Origin of the sequence: Shewanella phaeophyticola (genome assembly GCF_025398315.1) — a bacterium.
Classification (GTDB): Bacteria; Pseudomonadota; Gammaproteobacteria; order Enterobacterales; family Shewanellaceae; genus Shewanella; species Shewanella phaeophyticola.
In genome coordinates this window covers 1,328,016-1,349,731 of sequence record NZ_JAODOQ010000001.1, presented here as the reverse complement: position 1 = coordinate 1,349,731, position 21,716 = coordinate 1,328,016, and the positions used below count along the sequence as shown (strand labels likewise).

Annotated in this window: 11 protein-coding genes and 7 pseudogenes; 6 read left to right on the top strand and 12 right to left on the bottom strand. The window is 43.1% G+C overall.

Annotation, left to right across the window (positions count from 1 at the left end; genetic code table 11):
* Positions 1-348: 348 nt before the first annotated feature.
* From N4T56_RS06345 to N4T56_RS22390, 3 genes and pseudogenes are all read right to left on the bottom strand, one after another.
* Complete coding sequence (locus tag N4T56_RS06345) at positions 349-972, bottom strand: 2OG-Fe(II) oxygenase (RefSeq protein ID WP_261732621.1); 624 nt, start codon at positions 970-972, stop codon at positions 349-351.
* A gap of 207 nt (positions 973-1,179) precedes the next feature.
* Positions 1,180-2,917, bottom strand: a pseudogene (locus N4T56_RS06340) (SulP family inorganic anion transporter).
* Between the two features lie 187 nt (positions 2,918-3,104).
* Positions 3,105-5,028 (bottom strand): annotated as a pseudogene (locus N4T56_RS22390) (choice-of-anchor I family protein).
* Positions 5,029-5,622: 594 nt separating this feature from the next.
* Between N4T56_RS22390 and N4T56_RS06320 the strand changes: the two are divergent.
* From N4T56_RS06320 to ilvN, 3 genes and pseudogenes are all read left to right on the top strand, one after another.
* Positions 5,623-6,801: pseudogene (locus N4T56_RS06320) on the top strand (multidrug effflux MFS transporter).
* A 349-nt stretch (positions 6,802-7,150) separates the two neighbouring features.
* A pseudogene (locus N4T56_RS06315) lies at positions 7,151-8,873 on the top strand (acetolactate synthase 3 large subunit).
* Positions 8,873-9,367, top strand: a complete 495-nt coding sequence (ilvN, locus tag N4T56_RS06310) for an acetolactate synthase small subunit (RefSeq protein WP_261732617.1) — start codon at positions 8,873-8,875, stop codon at positions 9,365-9,367. Before N4T56_RS06315 ends, ilvN begins: the two are co-directional and overlap by 1 nt.
* A 75-nt stretch (positions 9,368-9,442) precedes the next feature.
* On the opposite strand, the gene N4T56_RS06305 is transcribed toward ilvN, so the two are convergent.
* The 6 genes and pseudogenes from N4T56_RS06305 to N4T56_RS06280 form a co-directional block, all read right to left on the bottom strand.
* Positions 9,443-11,296 carry a monovalent cation:proton antiporter-2 (CPA2) family protein gene (locus N4T56_RS06305; protein WP_261732616.1) on the bottom strand — a complete coding sequence of 618 codons (1,854 nt, stop codon included), beginning with the start codon at positions 11,294-11,296 and terminating at the stop codon, positions 9,443-9,445.
* A gap of 3 nt (positions 11,297-11,299) precedes the next feature.
* Positions 11,300-11,824: an NAD(P)H-dependent oxidoreductase gene (locus N4T56_RS06300; protein WP_390904112.1), complete on the bottom strand. Its 525-nt coding sequence runs from the start codon at positions 11,822-11,824 to the stop codon at positions 11,300-11,302.
* A 106-nt stretch (positions 11,825-11,930) separates the two neighbouring features.
* The gene (locus N4T56_RS06295; RefSeq protein ID WP_261732614.1) at positions 11,931-12,806 is read right to left on the bottom strand and encodes a radical SAM protein; all 876 of its coding nucleotides are present in this window, start codon (positions 12,804-12,806) and stop codon (positions 11,931-11,933) included.
* A gap of 240 nt (positions 12,807-13,046) precedes the next feature.
* Complete coding sequence (locus tag N4T56_RS06290; RefSeq protein WP_261732613.1) at positions 13,047-13,295, bottom strand: YdcH family protein; 249 nt, start codon at positions 13,293-13,295, stop codon at positions 13,047-13,049.
* 10 nt (positions 13,296-13,305) lie between these two features.
* Positions 13,306-14,122 (bottom strand): annotated as a pseudogene (locus N4T56_RS06285) (SDR family NAD(P)-dependent oxidoreductase).
* An 80-nt stretch (positions 14,123-14,202) separates the two neighbouring features.
* Positions 14,203-15,047: pseudogene (locus N4T56_RS06280) on the bottom strand (enoyl-CoA hydratase/isomerase family protein).
* A gap of 323 nt (positions 15,048-15,370) precedes the next feature.
* Here N4T56_RS06280 and N4T56_RS06275 point away from each other — a divergent pair.
* The 3 genes and pseudogenes from N4T56_RS06275 to N4T56_RS06265 all read left to right on the top strand — a co-directional run bounded on the left by N4T56_RS06275 (position 15,371) and on the right by N4T56_RS06265 (position 18,788).
* Entirely contained in the window at positions 15,371-16,360 is a 990-nt protein-coding gene (locus N4T56_RS06275) for a zinc-dependent alcohol dehydrogenase family protein (RefSeq protein WP_261732611.1), read from the top strand.
* Positions 16,361-16,501: 141 nt separating this feature from the next.
* A complete protein-coding gene (locus N4T56_RS06270; RefSeq protein ID WP_261732610.1) occupies positions 16,502-17,857 on the top strand; it encodes an MATE family efflux transporter in 1,356 nt (451 codons plus the stop codon).
* Between the two features lie 36 nt (positions 17,858-17,893).
* Positions 17,894-18,788: pseudogene (locus N4T56_RS06265) on the top strand (LysR family transcriptional regulator).
* Between the two features lie 60 nt (positions 18,789-18,848).
* Here the strand turns inward: N4T56_RS06265 and N4T56_RS06260 are convergent.
* From N4T56_RS06260 to N4T56_RS06250, 3 genes are all read right to left on the bottom strand, one after another.
* Entirely contained in the window at positions 18,849-19,367 is a 519-nt protein-coding gene (locus N4T56_RS06260) for a class GN sortase (RefSeq protein WP_261732609.1), read from the bottom strand.
* 102 nt (positions 19,368-19,469) lie between these two features.
* Complete coding sequence (locus N4T56_RS06255) at positions 19,470-20,552, bottom strand: hypothetical protein (protein WP_261732608.1); 1,083 nt, start codon at positions 20,550-20,552, stop codon at positions 19,470-19,472.
* Positions 20,465-21,634 (bottom strand): VIT domain-containing protein, encoded by a 1,170-nt coding sequence (locus N4T56_RS06250; RefSeq protein WP_261732607.1) that lies wholly within the window; start codon positions 21,632-21,634, stop codon positions 20,465-20,467. Before N4T56_RS06250 ends, N4T56_RS06255 begins: the two co-directional genes overlap by 88 nt.
* Between the last annotated feature and the right edge of the window lie 82 nt (positions 21,635-21,716).

Here is a 21,716-nt window from a genome sequence, read left to right as displayed (position 1 = left end):
CTTATGTAAAATAGTTTGTTTTTTAGTGTCTCGTTCGCCAGTACCTAAACAATCAAACTCATTAGATCTTTGCTACGGTTAATAAAATTTGAACTCCCGCAACACAAGCCGGTGATAAACACGATACGCATCACATTATCGTATATCAATAGTGATTAAATTGAAAAGTATCACTTGCGCCAAACTGTCGACTTTATTGTAAGAAAACGTAGAAATGGCTGCAATTTACTGAGGTAATGGGAATTTATAGCGCTAAAAAGAAAATGTAATAAAACACAGATAAGGAATGTCAAAACATTATCTGTGTTTACATATCATAATTATTGAATGTAAATCATGGCCTTGAGATTAAAAACCATGGTTAGCATTACTGACCCTAAACCAACCGGCAATACTATTACGGGTTTTAAACGTTGGACACACCTCATGGGGAAAGCGTTCGCTTAAAAATAGTACCAGGGTACCCATTTTAGGACTAACCACAGCTAAAGCTTGGTCACGCTCGTCATAAATCACCAGCTCGCCCCCATCACATTCTTGCCAGTCAGGATTGAGAAAAAACACGGTCGACAAAATACGGTTTTGACTGCCGTGCAATGCATCAACATGCTTTTTATAAAATGCGCCTGGTTCATACACAGCATAATGACTTTCGAAATCAAATAATCCCATGAATAAGCGACGATTTAAGCCCTCTTTTAATTGGTCCATAATCGAAAGGTATTCACGATCGGTATGATCTTGATTGTCTAACCAACTAATTTTGTCCGAGCGAATATTGGCGTTGATTTGTTGCTCAACACCTCTACCAATGGCGGCTTTTTTAAATTTAATATTTTGCTCAACTTGCATTTTTTCAAGCAAGGCTAAGCTTACATAATCAGGAATGATGTCAGATAAAAGAATGTATCCTTTATCGACTAACGCATCTGCGATCACATCCAGCATTGCTTCACTTACTTGCGAAACCATACATGCCACATCCAACAGGGAGACTACGCTTTGTACTTTACTTAAGGGCTCAGAAAGGAAGTTAAGAGCCAGATTTTCGAGGGGGCGTCATTAAAAGGTATGATTGCCATACCTCAGTTATTTCGGGCGATTCTATAGAATAAAGCCGCCCTAAACAACAATTATTAAATGATTAAAAATCAATAATTTAATAAAACTTGTGACACATTAAATTTGACTGTGTATCAAGATTGACTGTTTATCATCTGCACTGTCATTACTCTCTGTTGATTCTGCCGTGGCGGCTAAATGGCTTTGATGTAACTTGAGCGCTAAATATAAATCTGAGCGAATGATAATCCCCTCATCCCCTACCACCATATCCGTTTGCTCAAACCAACTGATTAGCTGACGTTTTCTGCCAGCTAACACTAAGCTTACACCACGTTTACGCAGCAAGGCCTCTATGTCGGTTAACATCGCCATGACACTCAAATCTAAATGTGTAAAACACGGCACGGCGTCAATCATGACACAATCAACGGGTTCAAGCTGATTTTTGCCTAGCAAACCGTTCAAGTAACCTGCGTTTAAAATAGGTTGAATTAAAGTAAGTTAACGGTGAATTAAACCGGTAAATAAATACTCCCGGAACTGCCGCAGCCTTGTCACTGCCGTCAATACTGCGAATAATCCCTTTTACGTCCAGCCCTAACACTTGATCGGTTGGCCGCATTACCGTGCGTAAAAATTGAAATAATCCAAGCAATACCGCAAGCGTGATACCAGGGATAACCCCAATAAATAACACCGCAAAGAGCGTTGTCAGCGCTAAGTAAAATGCTTGGCGATCGCGCAGGCGCAACACCCAAATTGCTTTAAAATCGATAAGGTGAATTGATGCTATAACCAACACAACACCTAAGGCTGCGCTGGGAATATATTCAAGTGGCGCGGTCAAAAAAACCGCCACTATGGCTATCAGCACTGCTGCTATAACCGATACCAATTGAGTTTTACCGCCATTCGAATCATTAACCGCAGTGCGAGAGTCAGCGCCACTGACCGCAAAACCTTGCGATAATGCCGAGGCAATATTGGCGAGGCCTAACGCTTTAAATTCTTTATCAGCATCAATATCATAACCATTTTTAGCGGCAAAACTGCGCGCTGTGAGCATCATACTCACAAAGCTCACCATGGCTAAGTTTAGTGCAGGCATCACCAGCTCACGGGCAATACCAATATTAAACGCAGGCGCTTGAAACGAAGGTAAACCGCCAGCCACAGAGCCAATCACAGCAATATCGTACTCGGTGAGTTTAAATCCCCACACCAACAACGCCCCCACTGCAATGGCAAACATTGATGCTGGCCAAGTGGGTTTAATTCGTTTCATCACAAAATAAACAATCACGGTTAATACTGCCATCGAAAACGTGGGAATGTGGGTTTGTGACAAGTAACTCGGCGCACCACTTAAGCGCTCAAGAAGGTATTTTTCATCAAAGGTAAAACCAAATATTTTGGAGAATTGCCCTACAATAATGGTAACAGCAACCCCGTTTAACAGCCCCATTAAAATGGGTTTAGACAAAAAATCAGCCAGCACGCCTAATTTAAATCGACTGGCAATTAAGCACCAAAAACCCGTCATCACCGTCATGGTCATCACTAACTGCCAATGCATTAAGCTATCACCAGCAGCCAATGGTGTAACAACCGCAGCAATCACAGCACAGGTGGCAGCATCAAGTGCAACAATAAGTTGTCTTGAGGTGCCAAACAAGGCGTAAACCAACATGGGGAGCACACAAGAATACAAACCAACAGCGGCGTTCACGCCAGTGAGTTGCGCATACGCAATGGCAACGGGTAATGCCACGGCCGCAACAGATAAGGCTGCGGTCACATCGTCTTTAAGCCAACTTCTCTCATATCGAGCAAAGGTCTCTAAACCAGGCATAAACGAATACAATCGACTTAAAATCACAACAACTCCACCGCAATTACTTTGGTGGTTATCATAGTTTTATTTCAAATTAATTACGACATATTCAATCGTTGTCATCATAATTTTTTTTGTCGGTTAACATCAAAAAGCCAAGGATATTAGCCTTGGCGCTTTGTTGACAAAATTCAAATTATATCAATTAGTTAAATGATAATTGGTATACGGTTGTGGTGCCGCTAACTTCATTGCCAATGACCAATAAAGGCAACCCAGTTGGGCTATTGGTTGCAGTAATAAATTTCATTCCCTCTGGCCATAAGTCACCGGCTTGGGCTGCCTGTCCTTCAATATCACCGTCATCAATAGCAAAGTCTGCAGCAAAGTCTCGGTTATGCACGTAATCTACAAACGATACTGCAAAAGGATTACTAATATCATAAATCATAAAGCCTGAAGTGCGCTCTAAACCAATAAATGCATAAGTACTGTCACCAAGTTGCCCAATGGTTAACGCCTCAGGCTCTGGCCTTTGTCATCGCTGCGACTATCCCCCTTGTTTTCATCGTTATTGTTATTAAAATTCATCCCTAATAACGCACTGGTGATCTGCTCAAAATCACTACCACTGTCATATACTTGTTGGCCTTGTGCGGTCCAAATCGAAAATGAACGTCCACCGTACGCCATAATGCGATCAACTAGGCCATCGTTGTTGTCGTCACCTATGCTTGTGGTCACTTTTAAACGCGCCAGTTGAGTGTCATCTTGAATAGATGCAAATTGCGGATGGTTTGTATCAAGGGTTAAGTCTTCGGCGCGCGCTTCTTCAGAAAAACCATCATAATCACGAGCATCACCTTCATTGGCACTCACAATAAAGTCAGTGTTATTCCAACGGTAACTCACGATAGTATCGGGTTGATACATTCCATAAACACCAGCGTAAGATTGCAGGTTTACCATATCGTCTTTATCACTGGCATCGATTTTGTTGTCTGCCAAACCAAAGTCTTTGACTCCCAAGGCATTAATGCGCGTGACCGTTTTTGCTTGTATATCGATGACGGCAATGGCGTTATTTTCTTGCAGGCTGACATAAGCAAACTGGCTGTCTGGTGACACCGCTATGTATTCGGGTTCTAAATCTTGGGCGACTGTAGCACCGGGTCAGTAATGTTAATGTCGACACTTAACTCACTAGCTCGCGCCGCCCCGACGTTAAAATCACTAAACCCCACCAGCGTTGCAACGTTTGCTGGCGAATTATTGATGATATCGATAATGGCAACAGAACCTTCTGGATCAACTGAATAATCGCTATTAGGCTCACCCTCATTAGCCACTAACAACACGCTGCCATCTGGGCTAAATGTGACATTATCGGGTAGCGCCCCCACATCTACAGATGATAAATACTGTGGCAAAGACGATGCAGATAAACGATAAAATGCCACAATGCCATTACCTTGCGTAGCATTACCATTCGCATCGGCACGCTCAACCGCTGCCGCGAGTAAATCACCCGACACACTAACACTATTAACGGCGCCAAGCAGGGCAAGTCCAGTGTCGGCATTAAGGTCAAGTTCGGCTAATTTGGTGATATTGTTTAGCGTGTAACCCGCCTCCCCCATAACAGGTGTTTGAGTGAGTGTTGATAAGTCGAGCAAATCCACTTTGCCACTTTGGGCATTAACCACAAATGCCGTTTGGCTAGCCGCATGATAATCGACAATTTCAGCAGCACTTAATCCATACACATCTGACTGATAGCGCCCGACAAGTTCAACACTCAATTGCCGTTGTGACACATTACAAATCACCTGCGTTTGCGAAGCATCGACTTCTGCAACGTCGAGCACATTGTTATTGTTAGTATCTAAACCGGTCTCAATTTGCTGACCGCCAAATGGACATTGTGCATTACCAGCCAACAGTTCAGTAATATTAACTAATGCAGAAACACCATTAGATCCATCCGTGCCATTTGTTCCATCTACCCCATTTGTACCATCAATGCCATTGATGCCGTCGTGACCATCATCGCCATCACAACCAGAAAGTAACACAGTAGAAAGGAGTACTGAAATTAATAGCGGGGCTTTACATTTTGCAAACTTCATCATTTTGAATGGATTCATTTCATCAGATTAAAACCCATAAACTAATGCGTGAGTGTTAATATTTGATGATAAAAATGTTGCATAAAACATGAACAAGTCTGTGCTGCGTTTTGTTGTAAAATCCGCTAACAATTCCATGATACCAATTCCACTAATTATCTGGTCATTCAGCGGGAATTCTGTGCATTCTAGGCAAGTAATAGGATTGTAGGCATAGTTGCTCTCGGCAACTGCTCCTGCGTTGCTCTACCTCCTGCATCCATGCAGTCGTACGTCAAAATACTATTAAGCAGCATAGAAGGCACAGAAACCCGCCTTGTAGAGGCGCTCAGACAGTCCATTTCTTTGTTGCATTGCCTTAGAAGGGAATAACCATTATTTCAACAATGCGCCTCAAACTGAACAGTCTGAGCGACTCTGATTGGTCACATAATTAATGGAAGTGGTATGATAATCTTTCCATTAATACATGCTAAACTATGCGTTCTTTTGAGCGATGAGCTGCTCAAGTCTAATTAAGTACACGAGGTTTATGTGGTAACGCCTGTAAAATCAACATCATCAACCGTGGCAGCAGGCATTCCTAATTTAGCAATGTTAATCCCAATGCTGGCAGCGATTGTGGCTATTACCCCTTTAGCTATCGATATGTATTTACCGGCAATGTCAGTGCTGGCACTAGGGTTTGATACCGACATCACCATGGTGCAGCAATCATTAAGTATTTACTTGGCAGGTTATGCCGTTGGCATGCTGACGTTTGGTAGCATTAGCCGACAAAATTGGCCGCCGCCCTTTAGTCATTTTTGGACTTTCAGGTTTTACTCTCATCAGTTTACTTATTGCGCTAAGTGGTAGTATTGAACAGTTTTTGCTGTTGCGATTTGCCCAGGCATTTATTGGTGCTGCTGCTACGGTTGTGGTGCCCGGCTATATCAAAGAAGTTTATGGTGATAACACCGCTAAAGGTATGTCTTATGTCAGCCTAATTATGATGTTAGCGCCATTGTTAGCTCCCACCCTTGGCAGCTTAATTATGGAAATTGGTGACTGGCACCTGATCTTTTTAAGCCAAAGTTGTTACGCCATTACCTTATTAGCACTCGTGCTGTTTAAATTAAAAATGCCCAGTGATAAAGATGCCGATAGTCGCAGTCAAAAATCTTTTTTCGGGCTTATTACACGGTATTTTCGCGCAGTGGAGTCAAACTCAACATCACAAGTGGAGTATTAACCTCATTCGCTTTTTTCTGTTATTTAACTGCTTCGCCGTTTATTTATATGGAAGTGTTTAACTTAGACAAATCATTATTTGCCATTTTATTTAGCACAAACGTGGGCGCATTAATGCTCGCTAATATTGTTAACTCACGAATTGTGGAGCGTTATGGTTCTAAACGAATGCTCCATGTTGCCACGTTTTTTGGCTCCCTCGCCGCTTGTGGTTTATTGTTGGTTAACCTATTGGATTTGAGTTACCACTTTACTGTGTTGATGCTTATTCCCTTAATGGGGTCACTTGGGATCATGTCTGTTAACGCCGATGCCATCGTATTATTAAAATTTAAACAAGAAACTGGTACTGCTACAGCGGTAATCGGCACCTTGCGTTTTGGCTTTGGGGCAACCGCAGGGCCATTACTAGCCTACTTTTATGATGGCAGTGCTGTGCCCTTTTCAATGCTGATGCTAAGTTCAATACTGTTGGTCGGTGTGTGTCAGTTTTTACAGTCTCGACTGCCGAAAACACCCAGTATCGAGGCACAACCTTAAACCGTAAGAAATACTTAAAATTAAACAATCAGGCCATCAATATTGATGGCCTGATTGTGTTTGTGTTGGTGATAAATCGTCCTACTATAGAAATTTAAAAATCACAAACATGAAATGATTTCAACCTCGAAAAATATTTAGAGAAAGAACTTGCAGTAAAAATAAATTTACATAAGATGGAGGTCAGTGATTCAGCTGAGTCACTGAGTGAACAAGTCATTGAATTTAGCTACTGTTAATTTCAATCGTCGGGTTTGAATTACCATTCAAACTTATTTTTTAAAGCGATTACCGTCGTTGTATAACAAGATACTGTTTACCATACGGTAACTTAAAAAGGACTCATTTCATGGAAAAGCTTTCTGGCGCGAGTATGATCGTGCGCTCTCTAATCGATGAAGGCGTAAGCCACATATTCGGTTATCCCGGTGGTTCAGTTTTAGACATCTATGATTCTCTTCATAAAATTCCCGGCATGGAGCACATTCTTGTGCGCCACGAGCAAGCCGCTGTGCACATGGCAGACGGATACGCTCGCGCTACGGGTAAAGTCGGTGTCGTACTTGTCACATCTGGCTACAGGCGCAACTAACGCCATTACCGGTATTGCCACCGCTTACATGGATTCAATCCCGTTAGTTGTTTTATCAGGTCAGGTACCGAGTAACCTTATTGGTAATGACGCATTCCAAGAATGCGACATGATTGGTATTTCACGCCCTGTTGTTAAACACAGTTTTTTAGTGAAAGACGCAAAAGATATTCCTGAAATCGTTAAAAAAGCATTTTATATTGCGGCATCAGGCCGCCCTGGCTACCGTGGTTATCGATATTCCTAAAGATTGCCTAAGCCCAGATGTGCTTCATGATTATGTGTATCCAAAAACAGTTAAAATGCGTTCTTATAATCCGACGACTACCGGGCATAAAGGCCAAATCCGCCGAGGATTACAAACCTTACTAGCCGCAAAAAAACCTGTTTTGTATGTGGGTGGTGGTGCGGTAATATCGGGTTGCGATGCACAAATCCTTAAACTAGCAGAACGCTTGAATATTCCTGTGATCAGTACGTTAATGGAGTCTTGGTGCATTTCCTGGCACCCATTCACAAAGCTTAGGTATGCTTGGAATGCACGGGCAATATGAAGCCAATATGGCCATGCATAATACCGATTTAATTTTTGGCATTGGGGTACGTTTCGACGACCGTACCACCAACAATGTTGAAAAATACTGCCCTAACGCAACCATTTTACACATCGACATCGACCCTTCTTCTATCTCTAAAACAGTTCGTGTTGATATCCCGATTGTCGGTTCGGCCGATAATATTCTAGACAGCATGTTAGAGTTGTTAGATGAGAGCGGCGACACCAATGACGCTGAAGCGTTAAACCACTGGTGGCGTGAAATTGATATTTGGCGCTCACGTAAAAGCCTTGAATTTGATCGCACTACTGACCGCATCAAACCACAACAAGTGATTGAAACATTACATAAGCTGACCAATGGCGATGCCTATGTTGCATCTGATGTGGTAGCAACATCAAATGTTTGCCGCCCTGTATTATCCATTTGATAAGCCACGCCGCTGGATTAACTCTGGTGGTCTAGGCACCATGGGCTTTGGTTTACCTGCGGCTATGGGCGTTAAGATGGCGTTTCCTGATGAAACCGTGGTCTGTGTAACGGGTGACGGTTCGATTCAGATGAATATTCAAGAGCTATCAACGGCTTTACAATATGATACTCCGGTAAAAATTATTAACTTAAACAACCGTTTCCTTGGCATGGTTAAACAATGGCAAGACATGATTTACTCAGGTCGCCATTCACAATCTTATATGGATTCTGTGCCTAATTTTGCCAAAATCGCTGAGGCTTATGGCCATGTCGGCATGAACATCAATCATCCCGATGAACTTGAGTCTAAACTTGCTGAAGCCCTAGCAATGAAAGATAAGTTAGTGTTTGTGGACATCAGCGTAGACGAAACTGAACACGTTTACCCTATGCTCATCCGCGGCGGCGCGATGAACGAAATGTGGTTAAGCAAAACGGAGAAAAGCTAATGCGTCGTATTATTTCTGTATTACTTGAAAACCAACCAGGCGCATTGTCACGAGTTGTGGGTCTGTTTTCTCAGCGTGGTTATAACATTGAAAGCTTAACCGTGGCTCCCACAGAAGACACCACGCTTTCAAGGCTTAACATTACGGTTATCGCAGACGAATCGGTCTTAGAGCAAATCGAAAAGCAATTGCATAAGCTTATCGATATTTTAAAAGTGGCTAACATCACTGAAGCGGCACATATTGAGCGTGAAATTGCATTAGTGAAAGTGAAAGCTCAGGGTGAACAACGAGAAGAAGTCAAACGCATTACGGATATTTTCCGTGGTCAGATTGTCGATGTTACAACCCATTTGTACACCATACAAATGGTGGGAACTAGCGACAAAATCGATGCGTTTATTCATGCATTAGGCGACATGACCAAAGTGGTCGAAATCTCTCGCTCAGGTGTTGTCGGCTTAGCTCGCGGCGAAAAAGCAATGAAAGCTTAGTCGTTAAACCGAACAAATAAAAACCGCCTAGTGTAATATCTAGGCGTTTTTTTTATCACTGTTTATTAGAACTCATCATAACGTCGGGTTTTTAGCGATCCAGGCTTTGTCTAGCTCATCATTGTCGGCATGTAAGTCGCGCGTCATTAAGGCTTCTAACTCAGCATGCTTTTGTTGATAGTGAGAAATATAATGCTCTTCTTCACAATGCCACTTGTAGAGATCTGGCATCATTTCTTCATCTTTCTTACGGAAAATACGCGCTAAACGGTAAGCCTCATACGGGTCAACACCTAATTGCTGCAAAGCATCTTGGCCTAATGCCAGTGCACTGCCAAAGGTTTCACGGCGTATATGCTCAATATTTAATTCCATCAATTTAAAGCTTGCCTGACGGTCATCGGCATTAACCACAATTTTGAGGTGTGGATAATGCTTTCTTACCAGCTCAATTAAGGTCGTTGATTTTTCAATGTCACCAATGGTTATCACTAATAATTTCGCTTCTTTAGCACCAGCAGCTTCAAGCAAGTCTAAGCGGGTAATGTCGCCATAATACACCTCATAACCCAGTTTACGCAGTACATCAACGTTAGTTGAGTCATGGTCAATAATCACTGGCTTAACCCCAGCAGAGATTAGAAAACGGCCTAAATCAGTACCTAAACGGCCAAAGCCAGCTAAAATCACCTCATGACCACTGTGCTCAATGTTGTCATCTTCTCGAGTATTTAATTGAGTATCGTCTTTTGATATCGCGAGTTTTTCATAGGCCATAAACATCAATGGGGTTAAAAACATCGAAATCGCTACCGCAGAGATTAACGGCTCTACTGTCTCAGCGCCGAGTACGCCATTGACCTTGGCAAATTGAAATAACACAAACGCAAATTCGCCGCCTTGTGCTAATGCAACAGCAAATAACGCTCTGTCTTTTTTTGCCCCCTTAAAGACCTTGCCTGTAATGACTAATATTAACCACTTAATCACAATTAAGCCCGCGGTTAAGCCTGCAATAAGCGCCACATTATCGCCAATTAAACTGAAGTTAAGGCTGGCACCAATTGAAATAAAGAACACCCCAAGTAATAAGCCTTTAAAGGGTTCAATATCGCTTTCAAGTTCATGACGGTATTCACTGTCAGCTAACACCACACCGGCTAAAAATGTCCCTAACGCAGGCGACAAGCCCACTACGGTCATTAATAATGAAATTCCCACCACCAGCGCTAATGCCGCCGCGACAAAAATTTCTCGAACGCCAGTGGCTGCAATAGCTCTAAATATGGGTCTACTGGCATAACGCCCTAAGACTAAAATCCCCACAACCGCCAGCAGGGTCGCAATCACTTGTAAATACGCTGGTAAGGTATTGATATCAAATAACACCGAGCCATGATGTCCATCATCGCCTAAGGTTAACGTGGCCAGTAGTGGCATAAACGCTAACATGGGGATCACGGCTAAATCTTGAAATAACAACACTGAAAACACCGAGCGGCCTGGCGCAGTATTCATTAAGGCTTTTTCTTTGAGGGTTTGTAGCACAATCGCCGTTGAGGATAATGACAAAATTAACCCAACCGCCAGCGCTTGTTGCCAAGGCAAAGCCCATAGCGCAATAGCCGCCATGACAAGACTCGATAACACCACTTGCATACCGCCCATGCCTAAAATGGGGGTACGCATTTGCCATAACATGGAAGGCCTTAACTCTAAGCCCACTAAAAATAGCATCATCACAACGCCAAACTCAGTCAAATGCATCACGACTTCAACATCGCCAATCAGTGAAATCCCAAACGGACCAATGATCATCCCGGCAATAAGGTAACCGAGCACCGAACCTAGGCCTAAACGTTTGGCTATTGGCACGGCAATGGCTGACGCGGCTAAGAAAATAAATAACTGCAGTAAAAAATATTCCATTGTTTATGCCCTTAACATGATGTCGTCAAGATTTGCGTTTAAAAACTCAGCTTGTTGGGCTTTGTCTTTATCTAATACGCCATCACGAATAGCGATAATAAGGCGTCGATACGCTTCTGCGTGGCCTGTAACTTGCGCTAAAGGCAAGCCACGGTGCACGCCCATCACCGCAAATGGCGGTAGCCACTCCATTAAGCATAAATTGGCGGTGGCACGCATTGGCGAGGTTAATTCGGCAATGGTAAATTGATTGGCGCCATCAAGTCGGTAAGTTGTCGCATCGCCCCCCGCGCTAATAGCTTGAAAGCACCATTTATCTTTTAACGCCGTGCCCGTTTTACCATAAGCCCAGCCGTGCTCTAGCACTAAATCTAGCCATTCTTTAACAATTGCAGGCGTTGAATACCAGTAAAATGGATGCTGAAATATAATCACATCGTGGCTTTCACACAGCTGTTGCTCGCGAGCGACATCAATTAAAAAATCAGGGTAATTGGCGTACAAATCATTAATAGTCACGCCTTCAATGTTTTCTACCGCGGCCTCAACTGGGCATTAATGTTCGATCGCCCTTTCGCTGGATGGGCAAAATTTATCAATATTTTTTTCATGTCTTGCTCCCGAGCAAACTCAATTACCAAGCAAAACTTTGAATGATGTTCTGATTGGCTGCGTTATTATGTTCAATATGTTGATTTATTCGTTGTAAAAATGGTTGACGAACAGCAGGCCACTCACCTCGCATCGGCGACACATTGTTGCCATGGTCGCCCCAGTAATAGCAGTCAAAATCTTCAAGGTTTTCCAGTAGGTACTTCTCTTCTTGCAATACTTGTAACTGAGTCGGCAAGATAAACTCACCGCGATTAACTTGTTGCTCAAGCTGCGAGCCGGGTTGCACAGCCAATACCATAGGGGCAATGGCATCTGGCTGCATAATATTGAGTAAACTCGTGGTATTAATTGCATGCTCGACAGAACGGTCACGGCCGCCCAGGCCAAAAATAAACGAGGCTAATACTTTAATTCCCGCCTCTTTTGCCATAGCCATGCCTTCAATGGCTTGCTCGCGAGTCATCCGTTTATCCACCTGTTTGAGCACCTGCGGATCGCCGGACTCTAAACCCGAATAAGCCGTGGTGACTCCAGCGTCTTTAATTGCCTTAAGATCTGCAATGCTCTTGCGTCTAAAATCATTAAAGCCAGAATACAAGGCTAAATGGGTTAGCTCAGGGAAAGTGGCAGTCACTTTATTGATAATTTTAAGCAGTATTTCGGTGCGGATCGCCATGACATTTCCATCGATTAAAAATATCGACTCAACCCTAGGGTTTACACGCCTTGCCTGCTCAATATCACGAAAAATATCGTCAAGATCTCTTATTTTAAAACGCTTATCATCAAACATGGTGCAAAATGTACAATGATTAGTACTGCAACCTAATGTGGCTTGGATCAGCAAACTGTTTGCTTCCATCCACGGACGATACACTTTACCCTGGTATTGCATAGATCTATCCTTAACCATTCTTTAGACGGTTTATAATGTCGCGATGACAACAGGCCTCATTAAGTGATTAGGTCTGTCACCAACATAATGACCCTTTCTACCTTCCATGTAGCTCAAAGCTGTTGTGCCAAACTAAATCGTCAGCGACTGACAATTTCACCTGACACATCAATAGTCATAAAATATTGAGCAAGATGGTCCTCAACATCCTATGAGGGCACGTCAATCCTGCTAAGATAATTAACGTTTAACCGCGTTAGTAATACGCTGATATAAAGAATCTTTTAATAATGAACGACGATGCTTTAACTGGTGCATATCTTCGTCATTAATTGGCGCACCGTCTAACTCTAAGGTGCGAATTTCTAGATCAAGTTCATGATACTGATTGGCATCTGCAGCAAATTGACTGTCGGCTGCATTTAGCTCAGTAATACGCTGGGTAAATTCTGGGAAATCAAGAATTAAACAATGGTTTTCACCTAACATAACAACCTCTTTATCCTACATTGACTTGGGCAATAATTGACTCAATCGCCGCCACTAACTGTTGATTTTTTGTCTTATTTAACGCGTCAGCATGGGGCTGAGTAAATTGCCCCTGGTCATTATCAAAATAACGTCCTGATGCTTGAGCAAACTCATCAGACAATGCCGCGCGGCAAAGAATATCTGCACCAATATTTAAATCAGCACCGGCCATTCCGTAGGCTTCTTTGACTAATTTGCTGCCCAAAAATGACGCTGGATTAACGGCAATAAAAGCCGGTCCACTATGTTGTAATGTCGTCGCTAAATGCACTGACCACATAGTGATTGCCAGTTTGCTTTGTGCGTAGACGGCACCATCAGCAGGCTTCAGCATTGGCGCTGGCTAATGCAGCTAAATTAACACTAGCTTGAGCCGTAGAAGATAAGTTAACCACGCGACCAGTGCTGTCTAGCAAGGGCAATAAGCGCTGAGTTAATAGATAAGGCGCAATGGTATTAACCACAAAACGCACATCTAAATTATCAATGCTGGTAATTTGAGGCACTTTGTACACACCGCCATTATTAATAATCACATCAAGCTTATTGTGCTGAGCACTAATGGCATCAGCCAATGCAGCAACATCAACTAGGCTCGATAAATCAGCGCGGTAGCTTTGTATTTCGCCGGCACCCGGTATGGCTTTGAGCTCGGCCTCAACCTGGTTTAGTTTTTGTGCATTACGCCCGTGAATAAGGACATGATGCCCTTGTGCAACCAACATTTTGGCTGTGGCTAAACCAATACCGTCGGTAGCACCTGTGACTAAAATAATTTTTTTCATAATAATATTGTCTCGTTTAATTGAGTGGGTCATTCACGCTGACAAACTGCATCAGCGTTGATGATGGCACGCGATTAAGGTTAGTTTATTTCTTGCACCTTCATCACTAGCTCATTCCAATGACGTTGATTGTCGATGTCATGCTCAAGCCCTTGCTCATCGGCAATGGTAAAACGTTTAATGGCTGGGGTTTTGCTGGTTGCTTGATATAACCAATAGGCTTCTGCTTTTAATGCTTCTTCAATCGGTTTGTCGGTAGACTCATAGACGGCTTGTTTACAGGCATTAATTGATTCAGCAGGAAATTGAGCAATGCGTTGTGCTAATGCATCGACATAAAGCCAATTTCGTCAGGATCTAATGCTTTATTGATGGTGCCGTAAGCTTCTGCTTCATCGGCGCTAAAGTCACGAGCACTTAAAATAATTTCTAATGCACGGCCTAAACCGGTTTGACGTGCCATACGAGAAGCTCCGCCACCACAAGGTAAGATGCCCATGCCCACTTCCATTTGCATAAACTTATATTTACCGCGAGCAGCAAAACGCATGTCGCACGCTAAAGCAAACTCATGCCCACCGCCACGCGCAAAACCTTCTAATTTAGCGATGGTCGCTTGCGGTAACTTGCTAATTCGTTCAAGGATCACTTGTAAATCAAGCAACTTAACATCATCACGAGACACGGCTTCTGTTGACATGTCTTTTAACAGGTTGGTGTCGTAGTGCGATACCCACACTTCAGGATTGGCAGATTGAAACACCACCACTTTAACGTCGCGATCACGCTCAAGCCGCATGGCTAAGCCATTTAAATCCGCTAACATCTCTTGGCCTTGTACATTCACTGTACCAAAATCGAATGTGACCGTTAAAATCGCGCCCTCTTGGCTTGCTTTAAATGTTGTATAACCTTGATATTTCATTAGGTTGTTCCTTGTTATTGGTATTTTTTGTGAAGTGCTATTAGCATAATGTGTCAATTTCGATAAACAGATTAACAAGCAAGCCTACATTTGATAATTGCCGTTACAACATAAATAGTTTTAATTAATTATTAATAATTAGCAGTCTCTTATGCTTCTCGGTTAATTTTTTATTAATAATTATCGTGCCTTCTGGATGTTTTTTATTCACCTTGACACTGATTATTAATAAAAACTTAAAACACATTGTTGTTTATTGGCCATTATCATTACCCCTCAAGCCTCTATACTAGCTTCACACAAACACAACGAGGTTTTACACAATGAAAGCTATGATAATTCGCGAATTTGGTGCAGCTGATGTTTTCGAGTCAGCAGACATTCTTAAGCCAACAGTAAGCGCGGGTAATGTATTAGTCCGCTTAGCAGCAACCAGTGTTAATACCATTGACATGATGATCCGTGAAATGGGCGAAGCATTGCCTTTCTCACCTAAAGCCCCTGCAGTATTAGGAATGGACTTTGCCGGTACCATTGAAGCCGTCGGTGAAGGCGTCACTGAATTTAACGTTGGCGATGAAATTTATGGTTGCGCAGGCGGTTTAGGTGACTTACCAGGTACTCTTGCTCAATACATGTTGGCTGACGCTAAGCTTATTGCTCGTAAACCTAAAAACCTTTCTATGCGTGAAGCGGCTGCATTGCCTTTGGTGGGGATTACCGCATACGAAGGCTTAACGCGTGCAGGTATTGCAGAAGGTAAAAGTGTACTTATCCATGGTGGCGCCGGTGGTGTGGGTCACGTTGCAGTACAACTTGCAAAACATTTTGGTGCCAACGTTTTTGCGACTGGCGCTGAAGGCACTCAAGCTGAGCTCATTGAAAAGTTAGGCGCTAAAGCCATTAACTTTAAGACAGAAACAGTTGCCGATTACGTTGCTAAACACACTGACGGTGCTGGCTTTGATGTTATTTTAGATACGGTTGGCGGTGCAAACCTCACCAACTCGATTGAAGCCGCTAAATTAAACGGACAAATAGCCACAACCTTATCGTTCATTGAATTAGATTTATCAATGGTACACATGAAAGGGTTGTCATTGCATGTGGTCTTTATGTTAATCCCAATGATGCACAACATAGGTCGTGAAGTTCATGGCAATATTCTAGCTGAACTGGCTAACATTGTTGAAGCTGGCGCATTAGTACCTGTTGTTGATGAACAACGCTTTAGCCTAGAACAAGTGACTGCTGCACATCAGCATTTAGCTAGCGGTAAAGCCATTGGTAAAGTGGTGATTGATATTAACTAAACCACTTTAGGGTTCACATTGGTTATGTGAGCCCTAACCTTTCACCATGATGTTGTCACACTACCCAAATTGATCCGATATTAAGCCGCGTTTCATCTTGGCTTAATCATTACCATCGCCCTCATATCGTACGGAAAGTATATGTTCGCTGTATCCTCAACACTTCGTACCCTTATCAGTAAAACATTGCCTTTATGCATTGGTTTATTTGCCATCATGTCAGTGCAATTAGTTGATTCGGTGTTTATCGGCTTATTAGGCGTAAATGAGCTTGCTGCACATGGTATGACATTACCGTTTCAAACGCTGTTAATTGGCATTCAGGTGGGTATTGGCGTTGGCGCAACGGCAATTATATCTCAAGCGATTAAAGCCAAAAAACATTACAAAGCCCGTGCTATTGCCACGTTATCAGTCAACGGTGGAATTGTATTTATGGCATTGGTTTGCTTACTGTTATGGCAGCTCGACACGTTTGTATTGCATGTGTTTGTCAGCTCAGATACCGATAGCCCACACTATTTTTTATTAGTCAGTTTATTTATCAATTACTGGCCATATTGGTTATTTAGCGCCTTGAGCGTGGCCGTGCTGTACTTGCTCACCAGTGTTTACCGTGCCCATGGCGACACCAAAACCACTGGAGCGATGTTTGTCACAGCCAGTATGATTAACCTAATATTAGACCCTCTATTAATATTCTATTTTGATTTGGGCATCAAAGGCGCAGCCATTGCCTCTAGCCTAGGTTATGGTATTGCCACCATCTATGTACTGTTTGATGTTACACCAAAACAATGGTTTATTGGATTACAGCGTCATATCGGTACCTTTAAATATGGTATCGAACTGGTCAATGTCACCTCTGCAACCATTACCAATCAATTTTTACCGGCTGCTAGCGCATTTTTAGCCATGATGCTTATTGCTAAGCTGGGTACAGATGCCATTGCATTTTGGAGTTTATTGGCGCGTATTGAGAGTTTTTTACTGGTATTCACTTTAGCCCTCACCATGTCTATTCCACCTATGGTTGGCCATTATGTCGGGACGCGCCAATACCATGCCATAGACAATTTATTAACCACCACGGCAAAACTATTACTTGGTTTTACCGCCGTTCTCGCAGTGCTATTAGCACTGAGCGCTGATTTAATGTTGTCATTTATCACCCAAGATCCGTCATTAAGTGTGTGGTTAACTGCAGCGCTATGGATTATGCCCATCAGTTATGAGCCACTAGGATTATGCATGGTGGTGGTATCGGCATTTAACGCATTAGGTACGCCAAAAACAGCATTAATGGTGTCGTTTACCAGGCTGTTTATCTTGTATATTCCTGCCATTGCCATTGGCACCGCAACGGGTGATATGTTAAATACTGTCATCGCTGCCACAATCGCGAATGTATTGGCAGGCACCTTTGCATGGTTTAAGCTTAAAGATCACCTAAAAAGCACCCTAGAACATGTGCAACCTTGTGTTGCAAGCACTTAAACACACTATGACGTTAACTTAATACAGGCTAAAAAGATGAATTTTGAACACCTAAAGCTGTTTGTCCGAGTCGCGTCAACCCACAACATCAGCCAAGCAGGACAAGAGTTGGGCTTATCGCCTCCGGTTGCCAGCATGCATATCAACCGTTTAGAAGAAAGCCTAGGGGTGCGCTTAATTCACCGAACCACACGTAAAGTCTCATTAACCGAAGAAGGCATGGCTTTTTTACCCCATGCAGAAGAAATCATTCAAAGTGTAGTGGTCGCCCGTGCGGCGGTCGGTAGTGGCGATGCCCAGCCTCAGGGGACATTAAGGATCACGGCGCCGGCATCATTTGGCCGTATGCATTTGATGCCAGCCTTTAAAGCATTTGTTGCCCAATACCCCGCTCTGTATATCGACATTCGCTTAACCGATTCGATTGTCGATTTAGTTGAAGGCGGGTTTGATGTCGCCATTCGTAACGCACAATTACAAGACTCGAGTTTAATTGCTAAAAAGTTGGCCGTAGATAAACGCATTATGTGCGCCTCTGCTGATTATGTCGCCCAATATGGTAAACCCGAAACACCGCAAGATTTACATCATCATCAATGTATTAATCAAGCAGGACTTGAAAACTGGATATTTAGCACGCCAGATGCTACCATTGAGCATGAAAATAAAAGGCTCAATTCGTATCGACCATGGAGAAGCTGTTCGCGATGCTTGTGCCAATGGTATGGGCATTGCAAAATGCGCCACTTGGATAGCTTATGAGCATTTAAAACGTGGTGAAATGGTACAAGTGCTTGAAGAGTTTCCTTTAATCGATGACGCAGCCATTTGGGCGGTTTACCCAAGCTCGCGCTTGTTAGCTCCTAAAGTCAGGGCTTTTATTGATTACTTTTCCAATTATTACGGCAGCCCGCCCTATTGGGATAAATAACCCATTAAATAACACAGCCCAAACTTACCTAGTTTGGGCTGTTTCTTTTAGCAGCAAAGGCTACACCATAGGTTTGGCCTCAACAATATAGCGGTATTCGGCATTACCGCTAAGCTGATCAAATGGATAGCAGGTAATTAAGGTTAGTTGGCTGTTTTCGGTTTGATTAAGCACCTCGGTGGCGGTTTCGTGTACCACTTGCGTGGCGGTAATTTGGTATACCTGTAACTTTCCCGTGGCACTGTAAAGCTCAATCATATCGCCGACATTAACATACTGTAAACGCATAAAATGGCTGTCGCGGTGACCAGCAATAATCGTATTGCCCTGCTCACCTACGCCAGCGCCGCCGAGCATTAAACTATAGCCAAAAGCAAGATTACGACCCGATGCCCCTGCCAGCACATATAAATCTGAGCCTAATGCTTGTGTGCCTTGCGCATGGGTTTGCAGCAAACGCATTTTGGCTACCGGATGCGTGTCAGCCCATGACCAAGGCTTATGAGGCTGATTGTCCACCAGCGTTTGTTCAAACGCTCGCTCAATTAAAAACTGGGCAAAATGGGCTTTAGCTTGCATATATCCTCCTTGAACAATGAGCCCAAGGCACCAACAATATTATCAGCGCCATAATCCATAAATGGGTTGTGGTATATACAGATGGCTTCATCTCTTAACTCCTTAGGCATCGGCTTTAAGCACCAATACCTGCCCAGGTAAACGTTGACGTAACCACAAATAGTGCAAAATGCCCAAGCCAAGTAAGCTAAATCCAATCAATAACCATAAGCGGCTTGAGGTGGCTGTTTGTGGTAAAATTTGTGCCTGATTACCCACCTGCAAGCCATGAGGTAAATGCGATTGCACATTGGCATCAATGGTTTTATCACTCATTGGGTTTACGGGCGTCACATCGACCGCCACTAAACTGGTTTGGCTGGTAACCAGGTGATACTGCATGCCTAAGGCCTCAACCTGCTTATTGACTCTTGGACCACTGGCGGCATTTTTATATAATTCAAGTGCAGTAATTTGCGCATTCGCCCACAACAAATCAATGCCTCTAGCGGGTTGGTTATCGGTAAAATCAAGTTGTTGCTGCCAGTATTGGCCATTAATATTGCCAGATACAATAATGGGCTGAAGTAACTGGCTTGGAGATTTAATACTGACCCACAATGGCTCGTTTTGATATAAATCGCTAATGGTTGATGGCCAGTAATCAGGCACACTGCCATCAAGATAATACAAGCCAATATTGGTCAGTACCGGTTGCTCTATTTTAGTCAGCAGTTGCTCAACCTTATCTTTTACCTCAGATTGTTTGCCAATGTTGGTAAAAGTGCCACGTACCATAGTGGCTGCACGGCGCATAAAGTCTGAATTGGGCGCCGAACCAATGCCAACAGTAAATAAACGGCTATCACCGAGCTGATCGCTAATTAACTGATACAATTGTTGCTCATTGCCTACAGCGCCATCGGTCATAAAAATCACCTGGCGTAACATAGATTCACCACGTACATTAACCGCATTGGCCTGAAGAGTATCAACCAATGCAGCGGTAATCGCTGGCGCCATTTCAGTGCCGCCATTCGCCTCAAGTGAAGCTATAAAACGGTTCGCTACGCCCAGATTACGGCTAGTGGCAGTTAATGGCACGGGCGATAACATGCTTATTTGTTGGTTAAACTCAATAATATTAAAGGTATCGATATCACGCAGCCCAGCAATGGCAAATTGTAATGCCTGCTTGGCTTGCACAATCGATTGTACTCAGACATAGAGCCTGAGGTATCAATCACTAGAATTAATTCACGGCCAATTAAATGCTGCTCGCTCACTTCAACACTGGGCGGCATTAACATCACCAATGAATACACACTTTGATCAATCATTGGCGAATTTATATTGTCAGTTGAATTATCCGCAGCACTATGGGTTTTACCTGTTTGATAAAAAGTCGCCGCTTGCGGCAATGCGCCTACATCTGCCTGCCATTGCAATACAAAGTCGCGGTCGGCTATTTGTTTACCGTTAAAGCTAACTGTGTAGCGCTGGCCGTTCACACTTTGCTTAATGGGGTGGTATAAACTGTCAAGTGAATTAAGGGCAAAGCCCGCATCGATATTCACTTTCATGCTGACATTAATCCCCTGAGCACTGCTGATTTCACTCAGTTGATTGGGAATAATCGTTGGATCGATATAAGCAATCGCCAAAGCCTGCTTGTCTTTGTCGCTGCTTTGCTCAGGGTGATAACGCGGCGTAATAGCCATGGGAAAGCGCAGACTAAACAGGCCATCATTAAACTCAACCGTTTGTTGGTAACTTAACTCCACCACGAGCTGATCATGTGTGCCTAAGTTGGCCACTTCAGAGGTAAAGATATTGCGGCGCTGTTGTTGTAATAAGCTGGCTTGCTTACCTTGCTTTTTGGCTGTTTCAAAGGTTTTAATTGCTTGCTTTTTAGGTTGAATTTGCCCTGCAATAATCTTGTCTCCAATACGCAGTTGCATGCTATCCACTGCAGCATTTTCAGGTAACGGAAACACATAACGACCATTGAGCCACTGGTCTGAGTCATTAATAAACACTTGCTTAACGGTGACCCGGTTAAGTAAGCCTGACACATCCATACTCACTTTCGTATCCATCGCAAAGGCTTGTATCACTTGGTCTTTAGCAAAATACACCAAAGTCCCTTGAGTAATATCATCGTTTGTCATAGTTGATGGTGACGCTTGCACTGAAGCCGACAGCATCAACAAGAACAACACACCCACAACCCCATTTTGATGGTTCAAACGTACGGGTAAAAACGAAAACCGAAATAACCAAAACATAGCAGCTCCTTACCCTGTTACGTTGATGCTGCCATCTAGCGTAACAGGGTAACTGTTTAACAAATCATAAAAGAAGTAACGA